Consider the following 22,493-nt stretch of genomic DNA (forward strand, 5'->3'; position numbering starts at 1 on the left):
TGGTTTTGTTTGCTATATGATGCCGACCGATTTTTCATTCTCTCTAACGATTCCAGGACTGTACACCATGCCAGTGTTACACAACCGCGTGTCGAACGAGATGTTAAAAGCGCGCATGTTGGCTGAAACCGAACCGCGCACAACCATCTCTTTCTACAAATACTTCACCATCAACGATCCGCAGGCGACCCGCGACGCGCTTTATCAGGCGTTCACGGCGCTGAACGTCTTCGGCCGCGTCTACCTTGCCCGTGAAGGCATTAACGCGCAAATTAGCGTACCGGAAAGCAAAGTCAGCGCTTTCCGCGACGTGCTTTATCAGTTCGATCCGGCCCTCGACGGCTTGCGCCTGAACATTGCCCTGGACGATGACGGGAAATCCTTCTGGGTGCTGCGCATGAAGGTGCGTGAGCGCATCGTGGCGGACGGTATCGACGATCCTGAGTTTAACGCGGCGGATGTCGGTGAATATCTCAAGGCTGCGGAAGTGAATGCGATGCTGGACGATCCGGATGCCGTGTTCATTGATATGCGTAACCACTATGAGTACGAAGTGGGGCATTTCGAGAACGCGATGGAAATCCCGGCCGACACCTTCCGCGAGCAGCTACCCAAAGCGGTTGAGATGATGCAGGAACATAAGGATAAAAAGATCGTTATGTACTGCACCGGCGGTATCCGCTGTGAGAAAGCCAGCGCGTGGATGAAGCACAACGGCTTTAATAAGGTCTGGCATATTGAAGGCGGCATTATCGAGTACGCCCGCCGCGCCCGCGAGCAGGGTTTACCGGTACGCTTTATCGGGAAAAACTTTGTCTTTGACGAGCGTATGGGTGAGCGTATCTCGGAAGACGTCATTGCCCAGTGCCACCAGTGCGGCGCACCGTGCGATACCCACACTAACTGTAAAAACGACGGGTGCCATCTGCTGTTTATTCAGTGCCCGGCCTGTGCCGAGAAGTTTAACGGCTGCTGTAGCGAGCTGTGCAGCGAAGAGAGCATCCTTCCGGAAGAAGAGCAGCGTCGCCGTCGCGCAGGACGTGAAAACGGCAACAAGATTTTTAATAAATCACGCGGCCGTCTGAATACCAAACTGGGTATCCCTGACCCCGAATGATAATAACGCCCGGCACGGCGAAAGCCTGCCGGGCGAATCTATTATGATTTCTGCTGGACACCTTCAACGGAAATAATCAGCTCAACGTCCTGAGACGCCGGGCCTAAATCCGTTGTGATATTAAAATCTTTCAGGTGAATTTTGCCCGCCGCTTCAAATCCTGCGCGTTTACCACCCCACGGATCGTCACCCTGACCCAGTAATTTTGCATCAAGCGTGACCGGTTTTGTTACGCCGTTGAGCGTCAGGTTGCCGGTAATATTCAGCTTATCACCGTCTTTTTTCACTTCCGTGGAGGTGAAAGTAGCCTGTGGGTATTTCCCGACATTGAGGAATTCCCCGCTGCGCAGATGTTTATCGCGTTCAGCATGATTGGTATCCACGCTGTTAGTATTAATGGTCACGTTGACCTTGTCGGCGGCAGGATTTTTCTCGTCAAAGGTGAATGTGCCGTCAAAATCCTTAAAGGTACCGTATAGCCAGCTATATCCCAGGTGCTGAATACGGAAATTGACGAAAGCGTGCTGGCCCTCTTTATCAATTTTATAATCAGCCGCTACGGCAGAACCGGCGGTGAATAACAGAGAACCCAATGCGATACCCAGCAGGCGTTTTTTCATTTTATGCTCCAGAGTCAACTGACGAGCGGCCAAGCATGCGCTTTAGCGTATCGTCTTTATCAATAAAGTGGTGTTTGAGGGCTGCAAGACCGTGCAGCACGGACAGGATCACGACGCTCCACGCAAGCCAGAGGTGAATGACCCCGGCGGTGTCAGCCTGAGCGCCCGCATCGCTGAGCGTTGCCGGGACGTCAAAAAGGCCAAAGACGCTAATTGGCTTACCGTCTGCCGTCGAGATAAGGTAGCCGCTAATCAGAATGGCGAAGAGCAGCGCATAGAGCGCGATATGCGCGGCAACCGCACTGACGCGTGTCATCTTACCGTGGGTCCTCGGCGCGGCGGGCGGCGGGGAAATATGTCGCCAGATCACGCGAAAAATGAGCCCCAGCATCAGGAGAACACCAATGCTTTTATGTAACTCCGGTGCCTGATGATACCAGCCGTCGTAATAGCTGAGCGTGACCATCCAGAGCCCAAGTCCAAACATACCGTAGACGGCAATAGCAAATATCCAGTGCAAACCTATGGATATTATTCCGTAGCGCCGGGAGGTGTTACGCAATTGCATCAGAATGTCCATTTTCAAATTAACCGAAGGGTAAAAATGAACGGGGAGATGGGATATTGCAACTGAAATAATTGTCTATTGATTTTTATTTTATTTATTTCAGCGATTTTGAACGGGATCGATAAAGGTAATTCAATGTCTTCGTGCAAGTAAAATAGAGAGTTTCAATAAAGCTAAGTTAATGTCAATTATTGTCAGTTCGACTTTTCAATAAAATACAATGTAAACAAAATCAATAATAGCCAGCAGCGCCCACAATAAGATGTAGAGCATGAAATGCTCGCGAATATTATTCATCAGAAAGCTAACGATTCTGCGCATAACGCCCCGTAATACGGTGTGAATGAAACGGGCCCCGGGACGTCCGGAGCCCGTGGCGGATTATCCGTTAAAACGCGAGAGTGAGAAGGGCGTCAGATCAAACTGCGGCGTGATACCCTGGGCAAACTGCGCGGCGATTTCACCCAGCACGGAAGCGAACTTAAAGCCATGGCCGCTCAGCCCGGTGATCAGCAGAACGTTGTCATGCCCTGGCTGCGTATCAATGATAAAGTCTTCATCCGGCGTGTTGTCGTAGGTACAGGCCGCGCCATACAGCAAGCCACCGATGCCGGGAAGAATAGTACGCAGGAACGAGAAGGCTTCTGAGCCATCCTGTGGGACGGCGCCGAAAGGCTTACGCTCTTCAGGGGAGGCGATAGCCTGGCCACCGTTGTGTTTACCGATTTTCAGCGAGTCCTTCTCGGAAGGGAAGCCGTAGAACTGATCGCCATTCGGTAATTCGCCGGTGAAGGCCGGGAATTTATTCTGCGCGCTGTAGCGTCCATCCGACTGGAACCAGGAGAAGACCTTGCGTACTGGCTGGATCGGCAGTTCCGGCAGCAGTCGTGTGACCCAGGTTCCTGCACTGACGAGCAGGCGGGACGCTGAATAGTCGCCGTCAATAGTCGTTACCGTGACGCCATTGTCGTCATGGGTAATGGTCTCTACCGGACAGTTAAAAAGCTGCGCACAGCCGGCTTTCGCGGCAAGATCGATCCAGGTTTTGATCGCCGTTTCACAATGCAATACGCCGGAGTGGGCTTCAAAGAGGCCGATGTAATCGTCCGGGACGGTAATTTCAGGCCAGCGAGCGGTAATGCCCGTGGCGTCCAGCTTCTCAACATCGAGATTAAAGGCTCTCGCGCTGCGCTCAACGCCGGCGAGAAAATCAGAATGGGCAGGGCCAAGGTTGATGACGCCGGTGCGCTCGAAAATACGCTCTTCGGTCTGTTTCGCCAGCTCGTCCCACAGCGTCTGGGCGCGAAGCACCAGCGGAACATAGCGCTCACCTTCTCCATATGCATGGCGCATGAGGCGGGTATCGCCATGATGGCTACCCTCCGCATGGGGAGGAAGATGGGCATCGATCATCAGGACCTTCAGACCCGCCTGCGTTGCGTAATAACCGGCAGCGGAACCCACGGAGCCACTACCAATAATGATTAAGTCGTATCTCATATGCATCTCGTAAACTGATGTTTTGTTAGCAGAGTAATTAACAACGCGGGGTTAGACAAGGGAGAAATAAATAAGGCACCGCGAGGGTGCCTGTAGAGAGAAAAGTGGGCATAAGCTTAGTGCCGTTTATACTCATTTTCCTGATAGTCGCCAGATTCTATTTTTGCAATACCTGCCTCTAAAATAGAAATAAACTGACGGGCGACGTCTGTTGTAAGCCACAGCGTCTGTCCAACTTCCGCTTCTTCACGGTTGAGTTGATTCGGGGTCTGGTAGTGCAAACGCAGCATCAGCGCATCGTAGCTATCTACGGTACTGATATCCCAGCCAACAAGTGGATGGGTCTGGATCACTTCACTATTCTTTTCCATTATAACCCCCTTAATGCGTGTTAGAAGACAACGGCTCTGAGGTTCAATGCATGTTTTTCTGAAAGCATCTTCAGTATACCAAGTAATAAGGGTTCCGACGGGAAAAATAAACAGGTGGCAACACATTTTTCTGCTTTTTAGGATTGTTCGAACAATAAAACACCATCTTGTTCACGATTCTTAAAGAAGATGCCGAATTAATTTGAACTTACAGAATTTTTAGGCAAAAAAAAGCCGGGGCGACCCGGCAAAAAAACACAATGAGGGAGCAGTGTTAATCTGTGATAAACCAGTCGTCTGCGCTTTCCCACGTTTCCTGCAGGATTTCGCTGATGCGGTCTTTATCTTCTTTCGCAGCACCAATGACAGAGAGGTTGTTCGCCGCGGCGTAACGTACCGTTACGGCACCGGTATTGTCGGGAAAAGTGTTGTTAATACGGCGGGATAATTCGCCGGCCAGTGCATCAAGCGCGCCGGCAGGCAGAACGGTTGTTTTGGCTATGGTGACTTCAATACGCATAAATGCCCCCTGTGTAATATACTGTTTATTTATACAGGTATATTATCGATTTGACAACAAGGGGCACTGATTTTTTAACGTTTTACCGTCCAGTGGACGGTTTCGCCTGCCAGGAATGGGATCAGCGTGTCATCCGTCAGCGCAATGGACTCCTCAACGTGGCTCGCTTTACGCTCCAGTTCGATGAAGGTGTCATTGACCGGCAGGCCGTAGAAACGCGGGCCGTTAAGGGAGCAGAACGCTTCGAAATGTTCCAGCGCGTTCATCTCTTCAAATACGGTCGCGTAGCTGGCAAGCGCCGTTGGGGCGTTGAAGCAGCCTGCGCAGCCGCAGCTCGCCTCTTTACGATGGCGGGCGTGAGGCGCGGAATCGGTGCCGAGGAACGCGCGGGAGAAGCCGCTGGCAACCAGCTCGCGCAGCGCCTGCTGGTGGATGTTGCGCTTGAGAATCGGCAGGCAGTACAGGTGAGGGCGCACCCCGCCTACCAGCATGTGGTTACGGTTAAACATCAAGTGCTGCGGCGTAATGGTGGCGGCGATAAGATCGTTGCCGTCACGCACATACTCTGCCGCGTCTTTAGTGGTGATGTGCTCAAAGACCACTTTAAGCGCGGGCAGGCGCTGGCGCAGAGGCTCCATCACGGTCTCGATAAAGCGGGCTTCACGGTCGAAGATGTCAATCTCGGCGTGCGTGACTTCACCGTGGACCAGCAGCGGCATGCCCAGTTTCTGCATGCGTTCCAGAACCGGCATGATGGCATCAATGCTGGTGACGCCGTGGCTGGAGTTGGTGGTGGCATTCGCCGGGTAGAGTTTCGCCGCCGTAAATACGCCTTCGTTAAACCCGCGCTCCACTTCGTTCGGGTCCAGCGAGTCGGTCAGATAGCAGGTCATCAACGGGGTAAAATCGTGCCCCGCAGGCACGGCATCCATAATGCGCTGGCGATAGGCGATCGCGGCATCGACGGTGGTGACTGGTGGAACCAGGTTAGGCATGACAATCGCGCGGCCATAAATTTCGCTGGTATAAGGCACGACGGTTTTCAGCATATCGCCATCACGCAGATGGATATGCCAGTCGTCTGGGCGGCGGATTTTAAGAACCTGGGGTTGTGCAGTCATGGAAGCTCCGGCTTGTCAGGAATCAGTCATAAGGATGGCTGTTTTTGCCGGACACAAATCATAAGCGGAAACGTTTTCGTTTGCACACTTTTCCGTAAAAAAAAGGGCGCCGCAGCGCCCTTCAGGTTAATCGGTGAAAGGAATGATAATTTCACCCGGTTTCACCTCTATCCCTTTTGCGTATTTTTTCGCCAGAGCTTCACCCTTGCTTTTGTCTTCACTTAAGACGTACGCGGGTTGCTGGTTAAAATAATTACGCAGCGACTGGTTCAGATAGGGCATCAGGGTTTGCAGAACCGGTGCCATCTTGTCCGGCGACACCTGCGCATCGACGACTTCCATCTCCTGCAGGAAAATGGCCCCTTTTTCTTTGTTGAAAACGGGGAGCGCCTTCAGCTTGAGCTTGATGTTGGCTTTCTGATTACCGAAGAGGGATGACATATCAAGATCCGCATCGCCGGCCAGGGTGACTTTGTTTGGTTCTTCACGTCCGATCTGGCTGGTCAGATTCGTGAGCACGATATGCGCGTCCGCCAGCCCCGGCACGCCAATGTCTTTAGAAAAATTATTATGTTTTTCCAGCGCCTGATTAATTTCCTGTTCACTGACGGTATATTGCGTGAGCTGGTTACAGCCCACCAGCAGACCGCTGACAACTAATGCCGCGGCAAAGACAATTTTCTTCATAGTGTTCCTCAACGAAAAATCGGCGCTTCTGTCCTGTTACGTCAGTATGTCAGTGTGAATTAGCAGAAACCAGCAGAAAAAACTGAGAAGTGGGGCGGGAGGGGCTCCCGCCCGAGGGAAAGGCTACGCGCCAGGTTCAAGCATACCGCTCGCGCTGCGTTTCTGGCTGAACTGCCACCACAGGGCAAGGAGCGTCATAAAGCCCACCACGCCGAGCATCATCCACGGGAGTTCGGGCTGGTTTAACGCTTTGCCGGCATCAAACAGCCAGCCGCCACCGGCGTAACCTAATGCGCCGCCAAGCGCCAGCCCCAGCCGGCTGAAACCCATATAGCTGCCGCGCGCACGTGCATCCGCAAGGGAAGCGCTCAGCGTTTCGCGGGCAGGCTCGGCGATGATCGACCCTATGTAGAACGTGCAAATCAGGGTAAACAGCTGCTGGAGAGAGTTCACCAGGCCGATCGGCATCATGCTCAGCGTCATCAGGAACAGCCCTGCCATCAGGCGATGCTCCAGACGAAAACGCCGCTCGCTCCAGCGGGCTATCGGATAGAGCAGCGTCAGGGAAAGTGCGGCTTCAATGGCATACATCCATTTAACGGCAGCAGGCGTGCCCGCAATGTCGTTAACCATGATCGGCAGCATCAGCATGACCTGCACAGCCAGCATGTAGTAGCCCGTCAGGGTCAACACATAGGTGACAAAACGTTTGTCGCGCAGGACGCGGCCAAGCCCTTCCCGGACCGGCGCTTTGACCGTCGACAGTTTCCAGGCGGGCAAGAACAGGCCATTAAACAGCGCGCACAGAATAAAGAGCACCGCTCCCGCCGCGCAGACCAGACGGAAGTCATACTGCAGCAGCCAGCTTCCCAGCAGGGCGCCGATAACCGCCCCGGCACTGTCCTGCATCATCAGAATCGAGAAGAAACGACCGCGATGCTGCGGGCGAATAAGCTTCACCACCAGCGCAGTGCGCGGCGGATCGAACAGCGTGCCCCCGATACCGGAGAGGAAGCAGGAGAACCAGAGCAGCCAGGGCTCATGGGCAATCGCCATCGTGGCAAAGCCTGCCGCGCGCAGCAGCATACCGGTCACGATCATCGGTTTAGCGCCAAAGCGGTCGGCGATGGCCCCGCCAAAGACGCCCAGGCCCTGCTGGACAAACTGGCGTAACCCCAGGGCAATGCCAACCATTAATGCCGCCCAGCCCATTTGATCGACAAAGCGGATCGATATCAATGGAAAAACGACAAAAAAGCCGAGCACGACCAGCATGTTATCGACGAGCAGGAAATATTTACCCAGGCTCCTGGCCTGTGATACGCGGGACATTTTCCCTCCAGGGAAAATAAGAAGGTGAGCACGCTAACATTCTGCGGTGTTGCCAGGTTTTTTCCCACCCCCGGGCGTGACAATATTTTTTTATCAAAAGGGTGCTTTGATAGAGAGTTCTCATCGAAAAGTGTGAAAAGAGGGCAAAATGGTATGTCACTGTTTTCACAGACGGCGCAGGCGCAGGTATAGTAAAGCTAATGGGTAAGCAGAAGTGACGGGAAGGAGTGGTATCGATGTTTGGCTATCGCAGTAATGTGCCAAAAGTGCGTCTGACAACGGACAGGCTGGTCGTTCGTCTGGTGCATGAGCGTGATGCCTGGCGTCTGGCGGATTATTACGCCGAGAATCGCCAGTTTTTAAAACCCTGGGAACCCGTTCGGGATGAGAGCCATTGTTACCCTTCCGGCTGGCAGGCGCGCCTCAGCATGATTACGGAATTTCACAAGCAGGGCAGCGCGTTTTATTTCGCGCTGCTGGATCCTGAAGAGAAAGAGATTATCGGGATCGCCAATTTTTCAAACGTGGTGCGCGGATCGTTTCACGCCTGCTACCTTGGCTACTCCATCGGCCAGAAATGGCAGGGGCAGGGGCTGATGTACGAGGCGTTAACGGTGGCGATCCGCTATATGCAGCGCACGCAGCATATCCATCGCATCATGGCGAACTATATGCCGCATAATCAGCGCAGCGGCAATTTGCTGGCGCGTTTAGGGTTTGAGAAAGAGGGTTACGCCAAAGACTATCTGCTGATAGACGGAGAGTGGCGCGACCACGTTCTGACGGCGTTAACCACCCGGGACTGGACCGCAGGTCGTTAAGGAGAAAAGATGAAGTATCAGCTAAACGGTACCGAAGCGCGCGTGATTGGGTGCTTACTCGAAAAACAGGTCACCACGCCGGAGCAGTATCCACTCTCCGTCAACGCCGTAACCATGGCCTGCAACCAGAAGACCAACCGCGAGCCGGTGATGAACCTCAGCGAGCATGACGTTCAGGACGTGCTGGATGCGCTGGTAAAACGCCACTATCTGCGCACCGTCAGCGGCTTTGGCAACCGCGTGACCAAGTACGAACAGCGCTTTTGTAACTCCGAATTTGGCGACCTGAAGCTGAGCAGTGCGGAAGTGGCGGTCATCGCTACGCTGCTGCTGCGCGGGGCGCAGACGCCGGGTGAACTGCGCACGCGCGCTTCCCGTATGCATGAGTTCAGCGATATGCAGGAGGTCGAGCAGACGCTTGAAGGGCTGGCTTCTCGTGAAGACGGTCCTTACGTGGTGCGTCTGGCGCGCGAGCCGGGTAAACGTGAAAGCCGCTATATGCACCTGTTCAGCGGCGACGTGGATGCCGCGACCGTGGCGAGCGACGCGGGATCCTCAGCAAGCAATGACACTCTTGCCGCGCGCGTAGAGGCGCTGGAAGACGAGGTCGCCGGCCTGAAACAGCGTCTGGATGCCTTGCTGGCACACCTGGGAGACTAACGGTGAAAAAATTACGCGTAGGCGTGGTGGGGCTGGGCGGCATCGCGCAAAAAGCCTGGCTGCCTGTTTTAGGTGCAGCGACGGACTGGACTCTGCAAGGGGCATGGTCACCCACCCGCGAAAAGGCAGAACGTATCTGCGAAACCTGGCGCATTCCGTATGCTGCCTCCCTGCAGGATTTGGCCCGCGAGTGCGATGCGGTCTTTGTTCATACTTCAACGGCAACCCACTATCAGGTGGTGAGCGAGTTGCTCAATGCGGGCGTTCACGTCTGCGTGGATAAACCGCTGGCGGAAAATGTTCAGGATGCCGAACGGCTGATTGAGCTGGCCGCGCGCAAAAACCTGACGCTGATGGTGGGCTTCAACCGCCGTTTCGCGCCGCTTTATCAGCAGCTGAAGGCGCAGTCGGGCACGCTCGCCTCGCTGCGCATGGATAAGCACCGTACCGACAGCATTGGGCCAAACGATCTGCGCTTCACCCTCCTGGATGACTATCTGCACGTTGTGGATACGGCGCTGTGGCTGAGCAACGGTAATGCGCTGCTGAAAAGCGGTACCCTGGTGACAAACGATCAGGGGCAGATGGTTTACGCGGAACACCACTTTGCCGTTGAGCATCTTCAGATTACCACCAGCATGCACCGTCGGGCGGGAAGTCAGCGTGAATCCGTGCAGGCGGTGACCGACGGCGCGCTGTACGACATTACGGACATGCGCGAGTGGCGGGAAGAGAAGGGCAACGGCGTGGTGACGCTCCCGGCGCCCGGCTGGCAGAGTACCCTCGAGCAGCGCGGCTTTGCAGGATGCGCCCGCCACTTTATTACCTGTGTGCAAAATCAGACGGTTCCTGAAACGTCAGGCGAGCAGGCCATTATGGCGCAGCGCATTGTGGAAAGGCTCTGGCGCGAAGCCATGAGTGAATAACTCGCTGTAACATCTGCGGATAGTAATTCGTTGAAATCAGGTTAGACTAAGCGCCGCTTGTTGGCTTTGCCGGGTGGCGCTTTCGCTTACCTGGCCTACAAATCCGTATGGTTCTGGAAATTCACGTTAATGAACTTATTAAAATCGCTGGCAGCCGTCAGCTCGATGACCATGTTTTCCCGCGTGCTGGGTTTTGCGCGCGACGCCATTGTGGCAAGGGTCTTTGGTGCAGGGATGGCAACGGACGCCTTTTTCGTCGCGTTTAAATTGCCGAACCTCCTGCGCCGTATTTTTGCTGAAGGGGCGTTTTCCCAGGCGTTCGTTCCCATCCTGGCGGAATATAAAAGCAAACAGGGTGAAGACGCGACGCGCGTATTTGTTTCGTATGTCTCCGGGCTGCTGACGCTGGCCCTGGCGGTGGTGACCGTCATCGGGATGCTGGCCGCGCCGTGGGTGATTATGGTGACCGCGCCCGGTTTTGCCGATACGGCTGACAAATTTGCGCTGACCTCGCAGCTGCTGCGCATTACTTTTCCCTATATTCTGCTCATCTCGCTGGCCTCGCTGGTGGGGGCGATCCTCAACACCTGGAACCGCTTCTCTGTTCCGGCGTTTGCGCCGACGTTTCTTAACGTCAGCATGATCGGTTTTGCCCTGTTCGCCGCGCCGCACTTCAACCCGCCGGTGCTGGCGCTGGCCTGGGCGGTTACCGTCGGCGGCGTGCTGCAGCTGGCGTATCAGCTGCCGCATCTGAAAAAAATCGGCATGCTGGTGCTGCCGCGCATTAATCTCAAAGATGCCGGGGCGATGCGCGTGATCAAGCAGATGGGACCCGCCATTCTCGGCGTCTCCGTCAGCCAGATCTCGCTTATCATCAACACCATCTTTGCCTCTTTCCTCGTGTCCGGCTCGGTTTCCTGGATGTATTACGCCGACCGTCTGATGGAGTTCCCGTCCGGGGTGCTGGGCGTGGCGCTGGGGACCATCCTGCTGCCGTCGCTGTCGAAGAGTTTTGCCAGCGGCAATCATGATGAATATTGCCGCCTGATGGACTGGGGGTTACGTCTCTGCTTCCTGCTGGCCCTGCCAAGCGCGGTGGCGCTGGGTATTCTGGCTAAACCGCTGACGGTGTCGCTCTTCCAGTACGGGAAATTTACTGCCTTTGATGCCGCCATGACCCAGCGCGCGCTGATTGCCTACTCGGTCGGATTGATGGGGCTGATCGTTGTCAAGGTGCTGGCACCAGGCTTCTACTCGCGTCAGGACATCAAAACGCCGGTGAAAATTGCCATTGTGACGCTGATTATGACGCAGCTTATGAACCTGGCGTTTATTGGTCCGCTGAAGCATGCCGGCCTGTCATTATCGATTGGTCTGGCGGCCTGCCTGAATGCCGGGCTGCTGTACTGGCAGCTGCGCAAGCAGGATATTTTCACGCCGCAGCCGGGCTGGGGGAGTTTCCTGGTGCGTCTGATCGTTGCGGTACTGGTGATGTCTGCCGCGCTGCTCGGCATGATGTACGTGATGCCGGAGTGGTCCCTGGGCACCATGCCCTACCGTCTGATGCGGCTGATGGCCGTGGTAGGCGTCGGGGTGGTGGCTTACTTTGCCACGCTGGCAGTGCTGGGCTTCAAAGTGAAAGAGTTTGCCCGCCGTACGGCATAAACGCCAAAAGGGGAGTTCACCTTATGGTGCTCCCCATTGCAAGATTTGTCGCTGAGGCTTCAAATCGAAATCTTTTTAACTCCCGCAATACGCGCAGTCGCCGTCTGACCATCCGCACCGTACAGTCCGGTTTCTTTATGCGGTTTCAACACTTCAAGCGCCTGCTGATTACGCTCAATCTGACCTTCAAGCAGCCAGCCGTTGTGCTGGTTAAGGTCGCGCAGATGCTGGGTTTTTGCGGTAATGGTTTGCCAGCGCTCAACAATATCGTCATTGGCGCTGCGCTTTGGATCTTGCTCAGCGCGGCGCTGCTGCTCCAGATAATCCAGCGTTGCCAGAAGCGAACTTTTGTCTTCAGTAATACGCTGCAGCGCGCTGCCGTTGATGTGACCGGAAGAGAGATGCTGCTGTTCAGCGTCCATTACCGTTTTCAGGTCGTTCAGGACTACCGTCATTTGATCCAGTATTTCTGACAGTCGACTCATACGGTTAGTTACTCTGCAAGAAACTCTGTGCTTCCTGAATCAGGGCATCAGCGATTTTGCTGGTGTCCATTTTCAGCTCACCGTTACGAATAGCCGTTTTCAGCGCTTCAACACGTTCCATATTGATATCGTTGCTGCCTGGCTGCATCAGTTTTGCCTGCGCGTCGCTCAGGGTTACGCTGGTGCTGTTGGACGTTGACGGCTTTTCCAGACGCGTTTTTTGCGTCGTCGCGTCATTCGTTTCGCGAGGTTGTACAGCGCTTACCGGCTTCAGGGCTGATGTACGATCAATGCTCATAGTGTTGTCCTCATCGAGGGTTCGCGGCGTTTGCGCCTGACATCATCATTAATGGAATATTTATCGGCACGCGCCGCAAAATCTTTAAAAAGATTATAGGTTAATCAGAATATTCCCATCAGAATCGACGATTCCGCTCACCACCTGGCCTGAGGACATTCTGACGCGGGCATTTTGCGCCACCGCGGCATTGTTTAACGCTTTCCCTTCGCTGTTGATGCTAAAGCCATCTCCGTTGGCCACGACCATCACCTGTTGACCCGCTTTTACCCGCCACGACTGACGCAGCATCGAGAGCTGTATCGGCTGGCCGGGGGCGACATCGCGCAGGCTGACGGCGTCCTGTGCCTGGTTCATTTCCAGCATGGTACGTGGAGGCAGCTCATCCAGACGGCCGCGCTTTAACGTCACGCTGTTCGTCTGCAGCACGGTGCCGCGCGCAATGGGCACGGCGGCGACAACATAATTGCCCGTCGCCTGAACTGCAACCTGTAAATAGCGTTTTTCGTTGGCGCAGCGTGCCAGCACGTTCACATTCCCCCACAGCCTGGTGGTCCCCGTCACGCTGAATGACGGTTGGTCACAGGTCGGGTACAGATTCGGTGGGGTGCGCACGGTAACGTTAACCTCATCGCTAAAGCCCGCCAGCTTTTCAGCAAAAAAAGCCGTCAGCTGATCCTGTAAGCCATCAGCCTGTACCAGAGGGCTAAACAGCAAGAAGGTTGCCATCAGGCCACGTTTTAACGTTTGCATCGCAAGTTCCACCGTTTCCAGAGTTGAATGAATTCTACCTGCAGTGGTTTTGCATCAACGCAATAAATAGCGACGCATTTTGCGCTTATTCCGTCGATAGGGGAGACCGGGTGAGATTTAAGCTATGAACTGAAATTTTGCCATCAGCGGAGGAGACATGCTCGATAAACTCGACGCCGCGTTACGTTTTCAGCAGGAAGCGCTCAATTTACGCGCCCAGCGGCAGGAGATTTTAGCCGCCAACATCGCTAACGCCGATACCCCAGGGTTTCAGGCGCGCGATATTGATTTTTCCAGTGAACTCAAAAAGGTGATGGAGCGTGGACGTGCCGAAGGAACGGGTGTTGCACTTGCCATGACATCCTCTCGCCATATTCCTGCTCAGGCGATGACCGCGCCAGCGACCGATTTACTTTACCGCATTCCCGATCAGCCCTCACTCGACGGTAACACCGTGGATATGGACCGGGAGCGTACGCAGTTTGCCGATAACAGCCTGAAATACCAGACGGGCCTGACCCTACTCGGCGGACAAATCAAAGGCATGATGAACGTCCTGCAGGGGGGGAACTGATAGATGGCCTTGCTGAATATTTTTGATATTGCCGGTTCGGCATTAACCGCGCAGTCCAAACGCCTGAACGTGGCTGCCAGTAACCTGGCGAACGCCGACAGCGTAACCGGACCAGACGGCCAGCCGTATCGTGCCAAACAGGTTGTCTTTCAGGTCGATGCTGCGCCAGGCGCGGCGACTGGCGGCGTGAAGGTGTCTGATGTGGTAGAGAGCCAGGCGCCGGACAGGCTGGTGTATGAGCCGGGTAACCCGCTCGCGGATGCCAGCGGATACGTGAAGATGCCAAACGTGGATGTGGTGGGTGAGATGGTGAACTCCATGTCGGCTTCCCGCAGCTACCAGGCCAACGTCGAAGTGCTTAATACCGTGAAGAGCATGATGCTCAAAACGCTCACTCTCGGCCAGTAAAGGAGACATGCATGTCCATCGCCGTAAATGTGAATGATCCTACGAACTCGGGTGTTAATAACACGAACAGTTCGACAGGTTCTAACTCCCTGACGGGGAGTAACGCCGCCGACCTTCAGGGCAGCTTTCTGACGCTGCTGGTGGCGCAGCTTAAGAACCAGGACCCGACTAACCCAATGCAGAACAACGAACTGACTACGCAGCTTGCGCAGATCAGCACCGTGAGCGGCATTGAGAAACTGAACACCACCCTCGGTTCCGTCTCCGGGCAGATTAACAGCGCCCAGTCTCTGCAGGCGGCAAGCCTGATTGGCCACGGGGTGATGATCCCGGGTACCACGATCCTGGCGGGCAGCAGCACCACCGATGGCAACACCACCACGACCACCACGCCGTTTGGCGTTGAACTGCAGCAGCCGGCTGACAAAGTGACCGCGACGATCACCGACTCAACCGGCGCGGTGGTTCGCACCATCGAAATTGGTGAACTGAAGGCGGGCGTTCACACCTTTACCTGGGATGGCTCCCTGACTGACGGTACCAAAGCGCCGAACGGTTCCTACAAAGTGGCAATCAGCGCCAGCAACGGGACAACCCAGCTGGTGGCGCAGCCGCTGCAGTTCGCGCTGGTCCAGGGCGTAATTAAAGGTAGCGACGGCAACAAACTGGATTTGGGTACCTCTGGTACCACCACACTCGACGAAGTTCGGCAGATTATCTAAGCCTTAACACTTATCAGGAGTAAGTCATGGCCTTTTCTCAAGCGGTCAGCGGCCTGAATGCTGCGGCCACAAACCTGGACGTCATTGGCAACAACATCGCCAACTCCGCGACCTATGGTTTTAAATCCGGTTCTGCTTCCTTTGCAGACATGTTTGCCGGTTCCAAAGTCGGCCTCGGCGTGAAGGTCGCGGGCATCACTCAGGACTTTACCGACGGCACCACTACCAATACCGGTCGCGGTCTGGACGTTGCCATTAGCCAGAACGGTTTCTTCCGTATGGTCGATGCAAACGGCTCGGTGTTCTACAGCCGTAACGGCCAGTTCAAGCTGGACGAAAACCGTAATCTGGTGAACATGCAGGGGATGCAGTTAACCGGTTATCCGGTTGCCGGAACGCCATCAACGGTTCAGACCGGGGCGAACCCACAGGCCATTAATATCCCGACCACGTTGATGGCCGCGAAGTCCACCACCACGGCTTCCCAGCAGATTAACCTGAATTCCACCGATACCGCACCGACTACCGCCTTTGATCCGACTAACCCGGACACGTACAACAAAAAAGGTACGGTGACCGTCTTTGATAGCCAGGGTAATGCGCACAACATGAACCTGTTTTACGTCAAAGATGCAACCCCGGCTAACTCCTGGAAAGTGTATGCCCAGGACGGTAGCGTCGCAGGCAGCACGGCGGCACTGGCCACCACGCTGACCTTCGATAATAACGGTACGCTGACCGGCGGTGGAAATATCAACATCACTACCGCGACCATCCCTGGTGCGACGCCAGCGACCTTCGCCATGAGTTTTGCTAACTCCATGCAGCAGAACACCGGTGCGAACAATATCGTCGCGACCAGCCAGAATGGTTTTAAACCAGGCGACCTGGTGAGCTACCAAATCAATGACGACGGCACTGTGGTCGGTAACTACTCCAACGAACAGACCCAGGTTCTGGGCCAGATCGTGCTGGCAAACTTCGCCAACAACGAAGGTCTGAAATCGGAAGGCGACAACGTCTGGTCTGCCACCCAGTCCTCCGGCGTGGCGCTGTTGGGTACGGCCGGAAGCGGTAACTTCGGCACGCTGACCAACGGCGCGCTGGAAGCCTCTAACGTCGATCTGAGTAAAGAACTGGTGAACATGATCGTCGCGCAGCGTAACTATCAGTCGAACGCGCAGACCATCAAAACCCAGGACCAGATCCTCAACACGCTGGTTAACCTGCGTTAAGCGGCTAACAGGAAAGCGCAATGGATCACGCAATATATACCGCGATGGGCGCGGCAAGCCAGACGCTCAATCAGCAGGCCGTTACCGCCAGCAACCTGGCAAACGCCTCTACGCCGGGCTTTCGCGCGCAGCTTAATGCGCTGCGCGCGGTCCCGGTGGAAGGGCTCTCCCTGCCGACCCGTACGCTGGTCACCGCATCAACCCCTGGCGCAGATATGACGCCAGGGCAGATGGACTACACCTCACGCCCGCTGGACGTTGCCCTGCAGCAGGACGGCTGGCTGGCGGTGCAAACGGCGGACGGCAGCGAAGGCTATACCCGTAACGGCAATATCCAGGTAAGCGCGACGGGCCAGCTGACGATTCAGGGGCATCCGGTAATGGGTGAAGCGGGTCCGCTGACCGTGCCGGAAGGCTCGGAGCTGACTATCGCCGCGGACGGCACCATTTCGGCGCTGAACCCGGGCGATCCGGCCAATACCGTTGCGCCCGTCGGACGTCTGAAGCTGGTTAAAGCGGAAGGCAAAGACGTGCAGCGCGGCGATGACGGCATGTTCCGTCTGACCCAGGCGGCGCAGGCGATGCGTGGTGCCACGCTACAGGCCGACCCGAGCATCCGCGTGATGTCGGGCGTGCTGGAAGGCAGCAACGTTAAGCCGGTAGCCGCCATGAGCGACATGATCGCCAGCGCCCGCCGCTTTGAAATGCAGATGAAGATCATCAGCAGCGTGGATGAAAACGCGGGCAAGGCTAACCAACTTCTGGCTATGAGTTAACAGGACTCCTTATGATCAGTTCCTTATGGATCGCGAAAACAGGCCTGGACGCCCAGCAAACCAATATGGACGTGATTGCCAACAACCTGGCAAACGTGAGCACCAATGGTTTCAAGCGTCAGCGCGCCGTTTTCGAAGATTTGCTTTATCAAACCATCCGCCAGCCGGGCGCGCAGTCTTCTGAACAGACGACGCTGCCGTCGGGCCTGCAGATCGGTACCGGCGTTCGCCCGGTGGCCACCGAGCGTCTGCACAGCCAGGGCAACCTGTCACAGACCAACAACAGTAAAGACGTAGCCATCAAAGGCCAGGGCTTCTTCCAGGTACAGCTGCCTGACGGCACCTCAGCCTATACCCGCGACGGCTCATTCCAGGTGGATCAAAACGGCCAACTGGTGACGGCGGGCGGTTTCCAGGTTCAGCCTGCGATTACCATCCCGGCGAACGCCCTGAGCATTACTATCGGACGTGACGGCGTGGTCAGCGTGACCCAGCAGGGACAGGCCGCGCCGGTGCAGGTTGGGCAGCTCAACCTGACCACCTTCATGAACGATACCGGTCTGGAAAGCATTGGTGAGAACCTCTACACCGAAACGCAATCCTCCGGTACGCCAAATGAGAGCACCCCGGGCCTGAACGGTGCGGGCCTGCTGTACCAGGGCTATGTTGAAACGTCCAACGTGAACGTGGCGGAAGAGCTGGTGAATATGATCCAGGTTCAGCGCGCGTATGAAATTAACAGTAAAGCAGTGTCGACGACCGACCAGATGCTGCAGAAACTGACGCAACTCTAAGGTGTAGCCCGGTGCGGTAAACGCCGCACCGGCTCCCTGTTTTCGAAGATGAAGGCAATGCAAAAAAACGCGGCGTTTCGTTATCCGATACTGACTGTTCTGGCTGTCACCCTCAGCGGGTGTGCTTTGATCCCGTCTAAACCATTAGTCCAGGGTGCGACGACTGCCCAACCCGTTCCTGGCCCCGCGCCAGTTGTAAACGGCTCCATTTTCCAGACCGCGCAGCCGATTAATTACGGCTATCAGCCGCTGTTTGAAGATCGCCGCCCGCGTAACGTCGGCGATACATTGACCATTGTGCTGCAGGAAAACGTCAGCGCGAGCAAGAGCTCGTCGGCGAATGCCAGCCGCGATGGCAAAACGAATTTTGGCTTCGATACCGTACCGCGCTATCTGCAGGGCCTGTTCGGCAATGCGCGTGCTGATGTCGATGCCTCTGGCGGCAACACCTTCAATGGTAAAGGCGGCGCGAACGCCAGCAACACCTTCAGCGGCACGCTGACGGTCACGGTTGACCAGGTGCTGGTTAACGGCAACTTACACGTTGTGGGTGAAAAACAGATCGCCATCAACCAGGGCACTGAATTCATTCGCTTCTCGGGCGTGGTTAACCCTCGCACCATCAGCGGCACCAACACCGTTCCGTCCACCCAGGTGGCGGATGCGCGCATTGAGTACGTCGGTAACGGCTATATCAATGAAGCGCAAAATATGGGTTGGCTGCAGCGCTTCTTCCTTAATTTATCGCCGATGTAAGCGAGGTGACCCATGTTTAAATCGATCTTCGCCGTGGCGCTCGCGCTGGTGGCAACGTTTGCCCAGGCTGACCGTATTCGCGATCTCACCAGCGTCCAGGGTGTACGTGAGAACTCCCTGATTGGCTATGGCCTGGTGGTGGGGCTGGATGGTACCGGTGACCAGACGACCCAGACGCCCTTCACGACCCAAAGCCTGAACAACATGCTTTCCCAGCTCGGCATTACCGTGCCGGCGGGAACCAACATGCAGCTGAAAAACGTGGCAGCGGTAATGGTCACCGCGTCCTACCCGGCGTTCGCGCGTCAGGGGCAGACCATTGACGTGGTGGTTTCCTCAATGGGTAACGCCAAAAGCCTGCGCGGCGGTACGCTGCTGATGACCCCGCTGAAGGGCGTTGACAGCCAGGTCTATGCGCTGGCGCAGGGGAACATTCTGGTTGGCGGGGCGGGTGCATCCGCAGGCGGAAGCAGCGTGCAGGTGAACCAGCTTAACGGTGGACGTATCACCAACGGGGCGATCATTGAGCGTGAACTGCCGACCCAGTTTGGCGCGGGCAATACTATTAACCTGCAGCTCAATAATGAAGACTTCACGATGGCGCAGCAAATTGCCGATACCATCAATCGCAGCCGCGGCTACGGTAATGCGACGGCGCTGGATGCGCGTACCGTGCAGATCCGTACCTCCCCGGGCAGCAGCAACCAGGTGCGTATGCTGGCAGATATCCAGAATATGGAAGTGAACGTTCCGGTACAGGATGCGAAGGTGATCATCAACTCCCGTACCGGCTCGGTGGTCATGAACCGGGAAGTCTCGCTGGACAGCTGTGCCGTCGCCCAGGGTAACCTCTCCGTGACGGTTAACCGCTCCGCGAACGTCAGCCAGCCGAACACGCCATTTGGCGGCGGTCAGACGGTGGTGACACCGCAAACGCAGATTGATATGCGTCAGAGCGGCGGGTCGCTGCAGAGCGTTCGCTCCAGCGCCAACCTGAACAGCGTGGTGCGTGCCCTGAATGCCCTGGGGGCAACGCCGATGGACCTGATGTCCATCCTGCAATCCATGCAAAGCGCGGGCTGCCTGCGCGCCAAACTGGAAATCATCTAATGCTGACCGATAGCAAACTGTTGACCAGTGCAGCCTGGGATGCCCAGTCGCTCAACGAACTGAAAACCAAAGCAGGAAAAGACCCGGCGGCGAATATCCGCCCGGTCGCCCGCCAGGTGGAGGGGATGTTTGTACAGATGATGCTGAAAAGTATGCGTGAAACTCTGCCGAAAGACGGGATGTTCAGCAGCGATTCAACGCGTCTCTACACCAGCATGTATGACCAGCAGATTGCGCAGCAGATGACCGCCGGTAAAGGCCTCGGTCTGGCTGACATGATTGTGAAACAGACCGCAGCCGCGCAGGGGATCCAGCCTGAGGACGCGCCGCAGCAGGTGCCGATGAAGTTCGATCTGGAAACGGTGACCAGTTATCAGAACCAGGCGCTGACGCAGCTGGTCCGTAAAGCCATACCGAAAGCGACGGACGGTAGCGATGAGCCGCTCTCGGGTGACAGCAAAGACTTCCTGGCGCAGCTTTCGCTGCCTGCGCGCCTTGCCAGCCAGCAGAGCGGCGTGCCGCATCACCTGATTCTGGCACAGGCCGCGCTGGAGTCGGGCTGGGGTCAGCGCCAGATCCGCAAGGAAAACGGCGAGCCGAGCTTCAACATCTTCGGCGTGAAAGCCACTTCCAGCTGGAAGGGGCCGACGACGGAAATTACCACCACCGAGTACGAGAACGGTGCGGCGGTGAAGGTCAAAGCAAAATTCCGCGTCTACAGCTCTTATCTGGAAGCGTTGTCAGATTATGTGGGCCTGCTAAGCCGAAATCCGCGCTATACCGCCGTAACGCAGGCGGCGACGGCGGAGCAGGGGGCGCAGGCTCTGCAAAACGCAGGCTACGCGACCGACCCGAACTATGCGCGCAAGCTCACCAGCATGATTCAGCAGCTGAAATCCATGGGCGAGAAGGTCAGCAAAGCCTATAGCACAGATATTGAAAATCTGTTCTGAAAGTTCTCAAGTCCCGGTGGCGGTTGCCGATAACTTTCATCAGGACTCGTGTCTGAACGTATAAAAGGAACCCCCATGTCCAGTTTGATTAACAGCGCCATGAGTGGCCTCAGTGCCGCGCAGTCGGCACTCAATACCGTCAGTAATAATATTTCAAGCTACAACGTGGCAGGTTACACCCGCCAGACGACCGTGCTGGGTGCCTCTAACAGCACGCTGACCGGCGGTGGCTGGGTGGGTAACGGGGTGTATGTCTCCGGTGTCCAGCGTGAGTATGACGCTTTCATCACCAACCAGCTGCGCGCCGCGCAGACGCAGAGCAGCGGTCTGACGACGCGCTATCAGCAGATGTCAAAAATCGACGATGTGCTCTCCGATACCACCAACTCGCTCTCCACCACGCTGCAGGACTTCTTCAAAAGCCTGCAAACCCTGGTGAGCAACGCGGAAGACCCGGCGGCACGTCAGACGGTGCTGGGTAAAGCGGGTGGTCTGGTCAATCAGTTTAAAACCAACGATCAGTATCTCCGTGACCAGGATGCGCAGGTTAATACCGCCATCTCAAGCAGCGTGTCTCAGATCAACAACTACGCGGCACAGATTGCGAATCTGAACGATCAGATCTCCCGGCTGACCGGCGTTGGCGCGGGCGCGTCACCTAACGATCTTCTTGACCAGCGCGATCAGCTCGTGACTGAACTGAACAAAATCGTGGGTGTGGAAGTCTCCGTACAGGATAGCGGCACGTTTAATATCTCTCTTGGGAACGGTTACAGCCTGGTGCAGGGCAGCAAAGCCAGCCAGCTGGCGGCCGTGAAGTCCAGCGCCGATCCGGCTCGTACCACTATCGCCTATGTCGATGACGTGTCGGGCAATATTGAGATCCCGGAAAAACTTATCACCACCGGTTCTTTAGGTGGTTTACTGACCTTCCGTTCTGAAGATCTCGATAAAGCCCGTAACAGCCTGAACCAGATGGCACTGGCCTTTGCCGATGCGATGAACACGCAGCATGAAGCCGGTTTTGATGCTAACGGTGATGCGGGCGGTAAGCTGTTCGACTTTGGTTCTCCGGCGGTGCTCTCCAACAGCAAGAATGGTGGTTCCGCTGTTGTCACGGCATCTGTGGCGGACAGTAAACAAGTTCAGGCAACAGATTATAAGCTGCAATTTAACGGCACCGACTGGACCGTCACCCGCACGTCAGACAAAACCAGCTTTACGATGACCCCGGATGCCAGCGGCAATCTGTCGTTTGATGGCCTTAACGTCAATGTGAGCGGCACGGCAAATACCAAAGACAGCTTTACCGTGAAGCCTGTTTCCAACGTCATCATGAATATGGATCTGGCGATCAGCGACGAGTCTAAACTGGCGATGGCGTCGGTGCAGAACGGCGGTGAAAGCGACAACCGTAACGGCCAAAAACTGCTCGACCTGCAAAACGCTAAAGTGGTGGGGGGCAACAAAACCTTCAACGACGCGTATGCCTCTCTGGTCAGTACCGTCGGTAGCACCACGGCGTCTCTGAAGGTGAGTAGCCAGACGAAAGCCAATGTGGAAACACAGTTAACCAAGCAGCAGCAGACCATCTCTGGGGTAAACCTCGACGAAGAGTATGGCAATTTGCAGCGTTATCAGCAGTATTACCTGGCCAATGCCCAGGTTCTACAAACTGCCAGTACGCTCTTCGATGCAATTATCAACATTCGTTAAGGTTG

The 22,493-nt window shown here is 55.7% G+C and carries 27 protein-coding genes; 15 read left to right on the plus strand and 12 right to left on the minus strand.

Features of this window, described 5'->3' with window-relative positions:
- The first annotated feature begins 67 nt into the window (after positions 1 to 67).
- Positions 68 to 1,117, plus strand: a complete 1,050-nt coding sequence (locus tag L370_RS06950) for an oxygen-dependent tRNA uridine(34) hydroxylase TrhO (RefSeq protein WP_023335250.1) — start codon at positions 68 to 70, stop codon at positions 1,115 to 1,117.
- A 41-nt stretch (positions 1,118 to 1,158) separates the two neighbouring features.
- On the opposite strand, the gene L370_RS06945 is transcribed toward L370_RS06950, so the two are convergent.
- From L370_RS06945 to mdtH, 9 genes are all read right to left on the minus strand, one after another.
- Positions 1,159 to 1,737 (minus strand): YceI family protein, encoded by a 579-nt coding sequence (locus tag L370_RS06945; RefSeq protein ID WP_023335251.1) that lies wholly within the window; start codon positions 1,735 to 1,737, stop codon positions 1,159 to 1,161.
- 1 nt (position 1,738) lies between these two features.
- Positions 1,739 to 2,305, minus strand: a complete 567-nt coding sequence (locus L370_RS06940; protein WP_023335252.1) for a cytochrome b — start codon at positions 2,303 to 2,305, stop codon at positions 1,739 to 1,741.
- A gap of 207 nt (positions 2,306 to 2,512) precedes the next feature.
- The gene (locus L370_RS0122045) at positions 2,513 to 2,626 is read right to left on the minus strand and encodes a YceO family protein (RefSeq protein WP_032638658.1); all 114 of its coding nucleotides are present in this window, start codon (positions 2,624 to 2,626) and stop codon (positions 2,513 to 2,515) included.
- Positions 2,627 to 2,686: 60 nt separating this feature from the next.
- Complete coding sequence (solA, locus tag L370_RS06935; protein ID WP_023335253.1) at positions 2,687 to 3,805, minus strand: N-methyl-L-tryptophan oxidase; 1,119 nt, start codon at positions 3,803 to 3,805, stop codon at positions 2,687 to 2,689.
- 116 nt (positions 3,806 to 3,921) lie between these two features.
- Positions 3,922 to 4,176 (minus strand): biofilm formation regulator BssS, encoded by a 255-nt coding sequence (gene bssS / locus L370_RS06930; RefSeq protein WP_008500827.1) that lies wholly within the window; start codon positions 4,174 to 4,176, stop codon positions 3,922 to 3,924.
- A 274-nt stretch (positions 4,177 to 4,450) separates the two neighbouring features.
- Positions 4,451 to 4,696, minus strand: coding sequence for a DNA damage-inducible protein I (gene dinI, locus L370_RS06925; RefSeq protein ID WP_023335254.1), 246 nt, complete (start codon positions 4,694 to 4,696; stop codon positions 4,451 to 4,453).
- A 74-nt stretch (positions 4,697 to 4,770) separates the two neighbouring features.
- Positions 4,771 to 5,817, minus strand: a complete 1,047-nt coding sequence (gene pyrC / locus L370_RS06920) for a dihydroorotase (RefSeq protein WP_023335255.1) — start codon at positions 5,815 to 5,817, stop codon at positions 4,771 to 4,773.
- 126 nt (positions 5,818 to 5,943) lie between these two features.
- A complete protein-coding gene (locus L370_RS06915; RefSeq protein WP_023311126.1) occupies positions 5,944 to 6,504 on the minus strand; it encodes a lipoprotein in 561 nt (186 codons plus the stop codon).
- A 123-nt stretch (positions 6,505 to 6,627) separates the two neighbouring features.
- Positions 6,628 to 7,836: a multidrug efflux MFS transporter MdtH gene (mdtH, locus tag L370_RS06910; RefSeq protein WP_023335256.1), complete on the minus strand. Its 1,209-nt coding sequence runs from the start codon at positions 7,834 to 7,836 to the stop codon at positions 6,628 to 6,630.
- 236 nt (positions 7,837 to 8,072) lie between these two features.
- On the opposite strand from mdtH, the gene rimJ reads away from it, so the two are divergent.
- The 4 genes from rimJ to murJ all read left to right on the plus strand — a co-directional run bounded on the left by rimJ (position 8,073) and on the right by murJ (position 11,908).
- Positions 8,073 to 8,657, plus strand: coding sequence for a ribosomal protein S5-alanine N-acetyltransferase (gene rimJ, locus L370_RS06905; RefSeq protein ID WP_008500822.1), 585 nt, complete (start codon positions 8,073 to 8,075; stop codon positions 8,655 to 8,657).
- A gap of 9 nt (positions 8,658 to 8,666) precedes the next feature.
- Positions 8,667 to 9,317: a YceH family protein gene (locus tag L370_RS06900; protein WP_023335257.1), complete on the plus strand. Its 651-nt coding sequence runs from the start codon at positions 8,667 to 8,669 to the stop codon at positions 9,315 to 9,317.
- A 2-nt stretch (positions 9,318 to 9,319) separates the two neighbouring features.
- Positions 9,320 to 10,243, plus strand: coding sequence for a Gfo/Idh/MocA family protein (locus L370_RS06895; protein ID WP_023335258.1), 924 nt, complete (start codon positions 9,320 to 9,322; stop codon positions 10,241 to 10,243).
- Positions 10,244 to 10,372: 129 nt separating this feature from the next.
- Positions 10,373 to 11,908, plus strand: a complete 1,536-nt coding sequence (murJ, locus tag L370_RS06890; protein ID WP_023335259.1) for a murein biosynthesis integral membrane protein MurJ — start codon at positions 10,373 to 10,375, stop codon at positions 11,906 to 11,908.
- Positions 11,909 to 11,967: 59 nt separating this feature from the next.
- Here murJ and flgN read toward each other — a convergent pair whose 3' ends face one another.
- From flgN to flgA, 3 genes are all read right to left on the minus strand, one after another.
- Positions 11,968 to 12,393 carry a flagella biosynthesis chaperone FlgN gene (gene flgN, locus L370_RS06885; RefSeq protein WP_023335260.1) on the minus strand — a complete coding sequence of 142 codons (426 nt, stop codon included), beginning with the start codon at positions 12,391 to 12,393 and terminating at the stop codon, positions 11,968 to 11,970.
- Between the two features lie 4 nt (positions 12,394 to 12,397).
- Complete coding sequence (gene flgM, locus L370_RS06880) at positions 12,398 to 12,691, minus strand: flagellar biosynthesis anti-sigma factor FlgM (RefSeq protein WP_023335261.1); 294 nt, start codon at positions 12,689 to 12,691, stop codon at positions 12,398 to 12,400.
- Between the two features lie 93 nt (positions 12,692 to 12,784).
- Entirely contained in the window at positions 12,785 to 13,444 is a 660-nt protein-coding gene (gene flgA, locus L370_RS06875; RefSeq protein WP_023335262.1) for a flagellar basal body P-ring formation chaperone FlgA, read from the minus strand.
- Between the two features lie 157 nt (positions 13,445 to 13,601).
- Between flgA and flgB the strand changes: the two genes are divergently transcribed.
- The 10 genes from flgB to flgK all read left to right on the plus strand — a co-directional run bounded on the left by flgB (position 13,602) and on the right by flgK (position 22,488).
- Positions 13,602 to 14,018 carry a flagellar basal body rod protein FlgB gene (gene flgB, locus L370_RS06870; RefSeq protein WP_023335263.1) on the plus strand — a complete coding sequence of 139 codons (417 nt, stop codon included), beginning with the start codon at positions 13,602 to 13,604 and terminating at the stop codon, positions 14,016 to 14,018.
- Between the two features lie 3 nt (positions 14,019 to 14,021).
- Positions 14,022 to 14,426 carry a flagellar basal body rod protein FlgC gene (gene flgC / locus L370_RS06865; RefSeq protein WP_008500814.1) on the plus strand — a complete coding sequence of 135 codons (405 nt, stop codon included), beginning with the start codon at positions 14,022 to 14,024 and terminating at the stop codon, positions 14,424 to 14,426.
- Between the two features lie 11 nt (positions 14,427 to 14,437).
- Positions 14,438 to 15,148: a flagellar hook assembly protein FlgD gene (gene flgD, locus L370_RS06860; RefSeq protein ID WP_023335264.1), complete on the plus strand. Its 711-nt coding sequence runs from the start codon at positions 14,438 to 14,440 to the stop codon at positions 15,146 to 15,148.
- A gap of 26 nt (positions 15,149 to 15,174) precedes the next feature.
- Positions 15,175 to 16,383 carry a flagellar hook protein FlgE gene (flgE, locus tag L370_RS06855; protein WP_023335265.1) on the plus strand — a complete coding sequence of 403 codons (1,209 nt, stop codon included), beginning with the start codon at positions 15,175 to 15,177 and terminating at the stop codon, positions 16,381 to 16,383.
- 20 nt (positions 16,384 to 16,403) lie between these two features.
- Positions 16,404 to 17,159 carry a flagellar basal body rod protein FlgF gene (locus L370_RS06850; RefSeq protein WP_023335266.1) on the plus strand — a complete coding sequence of 252 codons (756 nt, stop codon included), beginning with the start codon at positions 16,404 to 16,406 and terminating at the stop codon, positions 17,157 to 17,159.
- A gap of 11 nt (positions 17,160 to 17,170) precedes the next feature.
- Positions 17,171 to 17,953, plus strand: coding sequence for a flagellar basal-body rod protein FlgG (gene flgG / locus L370_RS06845; protein WP_008500810.1), 783 nt, complete (start codon positions 17,171 to 17,173; stop codon positions 17,951 to 17,953).
- A gap of 57 nt (positions 17,954 to 18,010) precedes the next feature.
- Positions 18,011 to 18,709, plus strand: coding sequence for a flagellar basal body L-ring protein FlgH (gene flgH / locus L370_RS06840; RefSeq protein WP_023335267.1), 699 nt, complete (start codon positions 18,011 to 18,013; stop codon positions 18,707 to 18,709).
- Positions 18,710 to 18,721: 12 nt separating this feature from the next.
- Positions 18,722 to 19,819, plus strand: a complete 1,098-nt coding sequence (locus L370_RS06835; RefSeq protein WP_023335268.1) for a flagellar basal body P-ring protein FlgI — start codon at positions 18,722 to 18,724, stop codon at positions 19,817 to 19,819.
- On the plus strand, positions 19,819 to 20,772 hold the full coding sequence (flgJ, locus tag L370_RS06830) for a flagellar assembly peptidoglycan hydrolase FlgJ (RefSeq protein WP_023335269.1): 954 nt from the start codon (positions 19,819 to 19,821) through the stop codon (positions 20,770 to 20,772). The genes L370_RS06835 and flgJ overlap by 1 nt, the downstream gene beginning before the upstream one ends.
- A gap of 75 nt (positions 20,773 to 20,847) precedes the next feature.
- On the plus strand, positions 20,848 to 22,488 hold the full coding sequence (gene flgK / locus L370_RS06825; RefSeq protein WP_023335270.1) for a flagellar hook-associated protein FlgK: 1,641 nt from the start codon (positions 20,848 to 20,850) through the stop codon (positions 22,486 to 22,488).
- Positions 22,489 to 22,493 lie beyond the last annotated feature (5 nt).

The organism is Enterobacter sp. MGH 24, assembly GCF_000493015.1.
Lineage (GTDB): Bacteria > Pseudomonadota > Gammaproteobacteria > Enterobacterales > Enterobacteriaceae > Enterobacter.

What these genes read in the sequence shown, in the direction of transcription:
- flgA (WP_023335262.1), bottom strand. Translation starts at nt 13,444, where the DNA reads ATGCAAACGTTAAAACGTGGCCTGATGGCAACCTTCTTGCTGTTTAGC.
- L370_RS06945 (WP_023335251.1), bottom strand. Translation starts at nt 1,737, where the DNA reads ATGAAAAAACGCCTGCTGGGTATCGCATTGGGTTCTCTGTTATTCACC.
- solA (WP_023335253.1), bottom strand. Translation starts at nt 3,805, where the DNA reads ATGAGATACGACTTAATCATTATTGGTAGTGGCTCCGTGGGTTCCGCT.
- dinI (WP_023335254.1), bottom strand. Translation starts at nt 4,696, where the DNA reads ATGCGTATTGAAGTCACCATAGCCAAAACAACCGTTCTGCCTGCCGGC.
- flgG (WP_008500810.1), top strand. Translation starts at nt 17,171, where the DNA reads ATGATCAGTTCCTTATGGATCGCGAAAACAGGCCTGGACGCCCAGCAA.
- flgE (WP_023335265.1), top strand. Translation starts at nt 15,175, where the DNA reads ATGGCCTTTTCTCAAGCGGTCAGCGGCCTGAATGCTGCGGCCACAAAC.
- L370_RS06950 (WP_023335250.1), top strand. Translation starts at nt 68, where the DNA reads ATGCCAGTGTTACACAACCGCGTGTCGAACGAGATGTTAAAAGCGCGC.
- bssS (WP_008500827.1), bottom strand. Translation starts at nt 4,176, where the DNA reads ATGGAAAAGAATAGTGAAGTGATCCAGACCCATCCACTTGTTGGCTGG.
- flgB (WP_023335263.1), top strand. Translation starts at nt 13,602, where the DNA reads ATGCTCGATAAACTCGACGCCGCGTTACGTTTTCAGCAGGAAGCGCTC.
- flgM (WP_023335261.1), bottom strand. Translation starts at nt 12,691, where the DNA reads ATGAGCATTGATCGTACATCAGCCCTGAAGCCGGTAAGCGCTGTACAA.
- L370_RS06915 (WP_023311126.1), bottom strand. Translation starts at nt 6,504, where the DNA reads ATGAAGAAAATTGTCTTTGCCGCGGCATTAGTTGTCAGCGGTCTGCTG.
- L370_RS06850 (WP_023335266.1), top strand. Translation starts at nt 16,404, where the DNA reads ATGGATCACGCAATATATACCGCGATGGGCGCGGCAAGCCAGACGCTC.
- flgD (WP_023335264.1), top strand. Translation starts at nt 14,438, where the DNA reads ATGTCCATCGCCGTAAATGTGAATGATCCTACGAACTCGGGTGTTAAT.
- flgN (WP_023335260.1), bottom strand. Translation starts at nt 12,393, where the DNA reads ATGAGTCGACTGTCAGAAATACTGGATCAAATGACGGTAGTCCTGAAC.
- flgC (WP_008500814.1), top strand. Translation starts at nt 14,022, where the DNA reads ATGGCCTTGCTGAATATTTTTGATATTGCCGGTTCGGCATTAACCGCG.
- flgH (WP_023335267.1), top strand. Translation starts at nt 18,011, where the DNA reads ATGCAAAAAAACGCGGCGTTTCGTTATCCGATACTGACTGTTCTGGCT.
- L370_RS06940 (WP_023335252.1), bottom strand. Translation starts at nt 2,305, where the DNA reads ATGCAATTGCGTAACACCTCCCGGCGCTACGGAATAATATCCATAGGT.
- rimJ (WP_008500822.1), top strand. Translation starts at nt 8,073, where the DNA reads ATGTTTGGCTATCGCAGTAATGTGCCAAAAGTGCGTCTGACAACGGAC.
- pyrC (WP_023335255.1), bottom strand. Translation starts at nt 5,817, where the DNA reads ATGACTGCACAACCCCAGGTTCTTAAAATCCGCCGCCCAGACGACTGG.
- L370_RS06835 (WP_023335268.1), top strand. Translation starts at nt 18,722, where the DNA reads ATGTTTAAATCGATCTTCGCCGTGGCGCTCGCGCTGGTGGCAACGTTT.
- flgK (WP_023335270.1), top strand. Translation starts at nt 20,848, where the DNA reads ATGTCCAGTTTGATTAACAGCGCCATGAGTGGCCTCAGTGCCGCGCAG.
- flgJ (WP_023335269.1), top strand. Translation starts at nt 19,819, where the DNA reads ATGCTGACCGATAGCAAACTGTTGACCAGTGCAGCCTGGGATGCCCAG.
- murJ (WP_023335259.1), top strand. Translation starts at nt 10,373, where the DNA reads ATGAACTTATTAAAATCGCTGGCAGCCGTCAGCTCGATGACCATGTTT.
- L370_RS06900 (WP_023335257.1), top strand. Translation starts at nt 8,667, where the DNA reads ATGAAGTATCAGCTAAACGGTACCGAAGCGCGCGTGATTGGGTGCTTA.
- mdtH (WP_023335256.1), bottom strand. Translation starts at nt 7,836, where the DNA reads ATGTCCCGCGTATCACAGGCCAGGAGCCTGGGTAAATATTTCCTGCTC.
- L370_RS0122045 (WP_032638658.1), bottom strand. Translation starts at nt 2,626, where the DNA reads ATGCGCAGAATCGTTAGCTTTCTGATGAATAATATTCGCGAGCATTTC.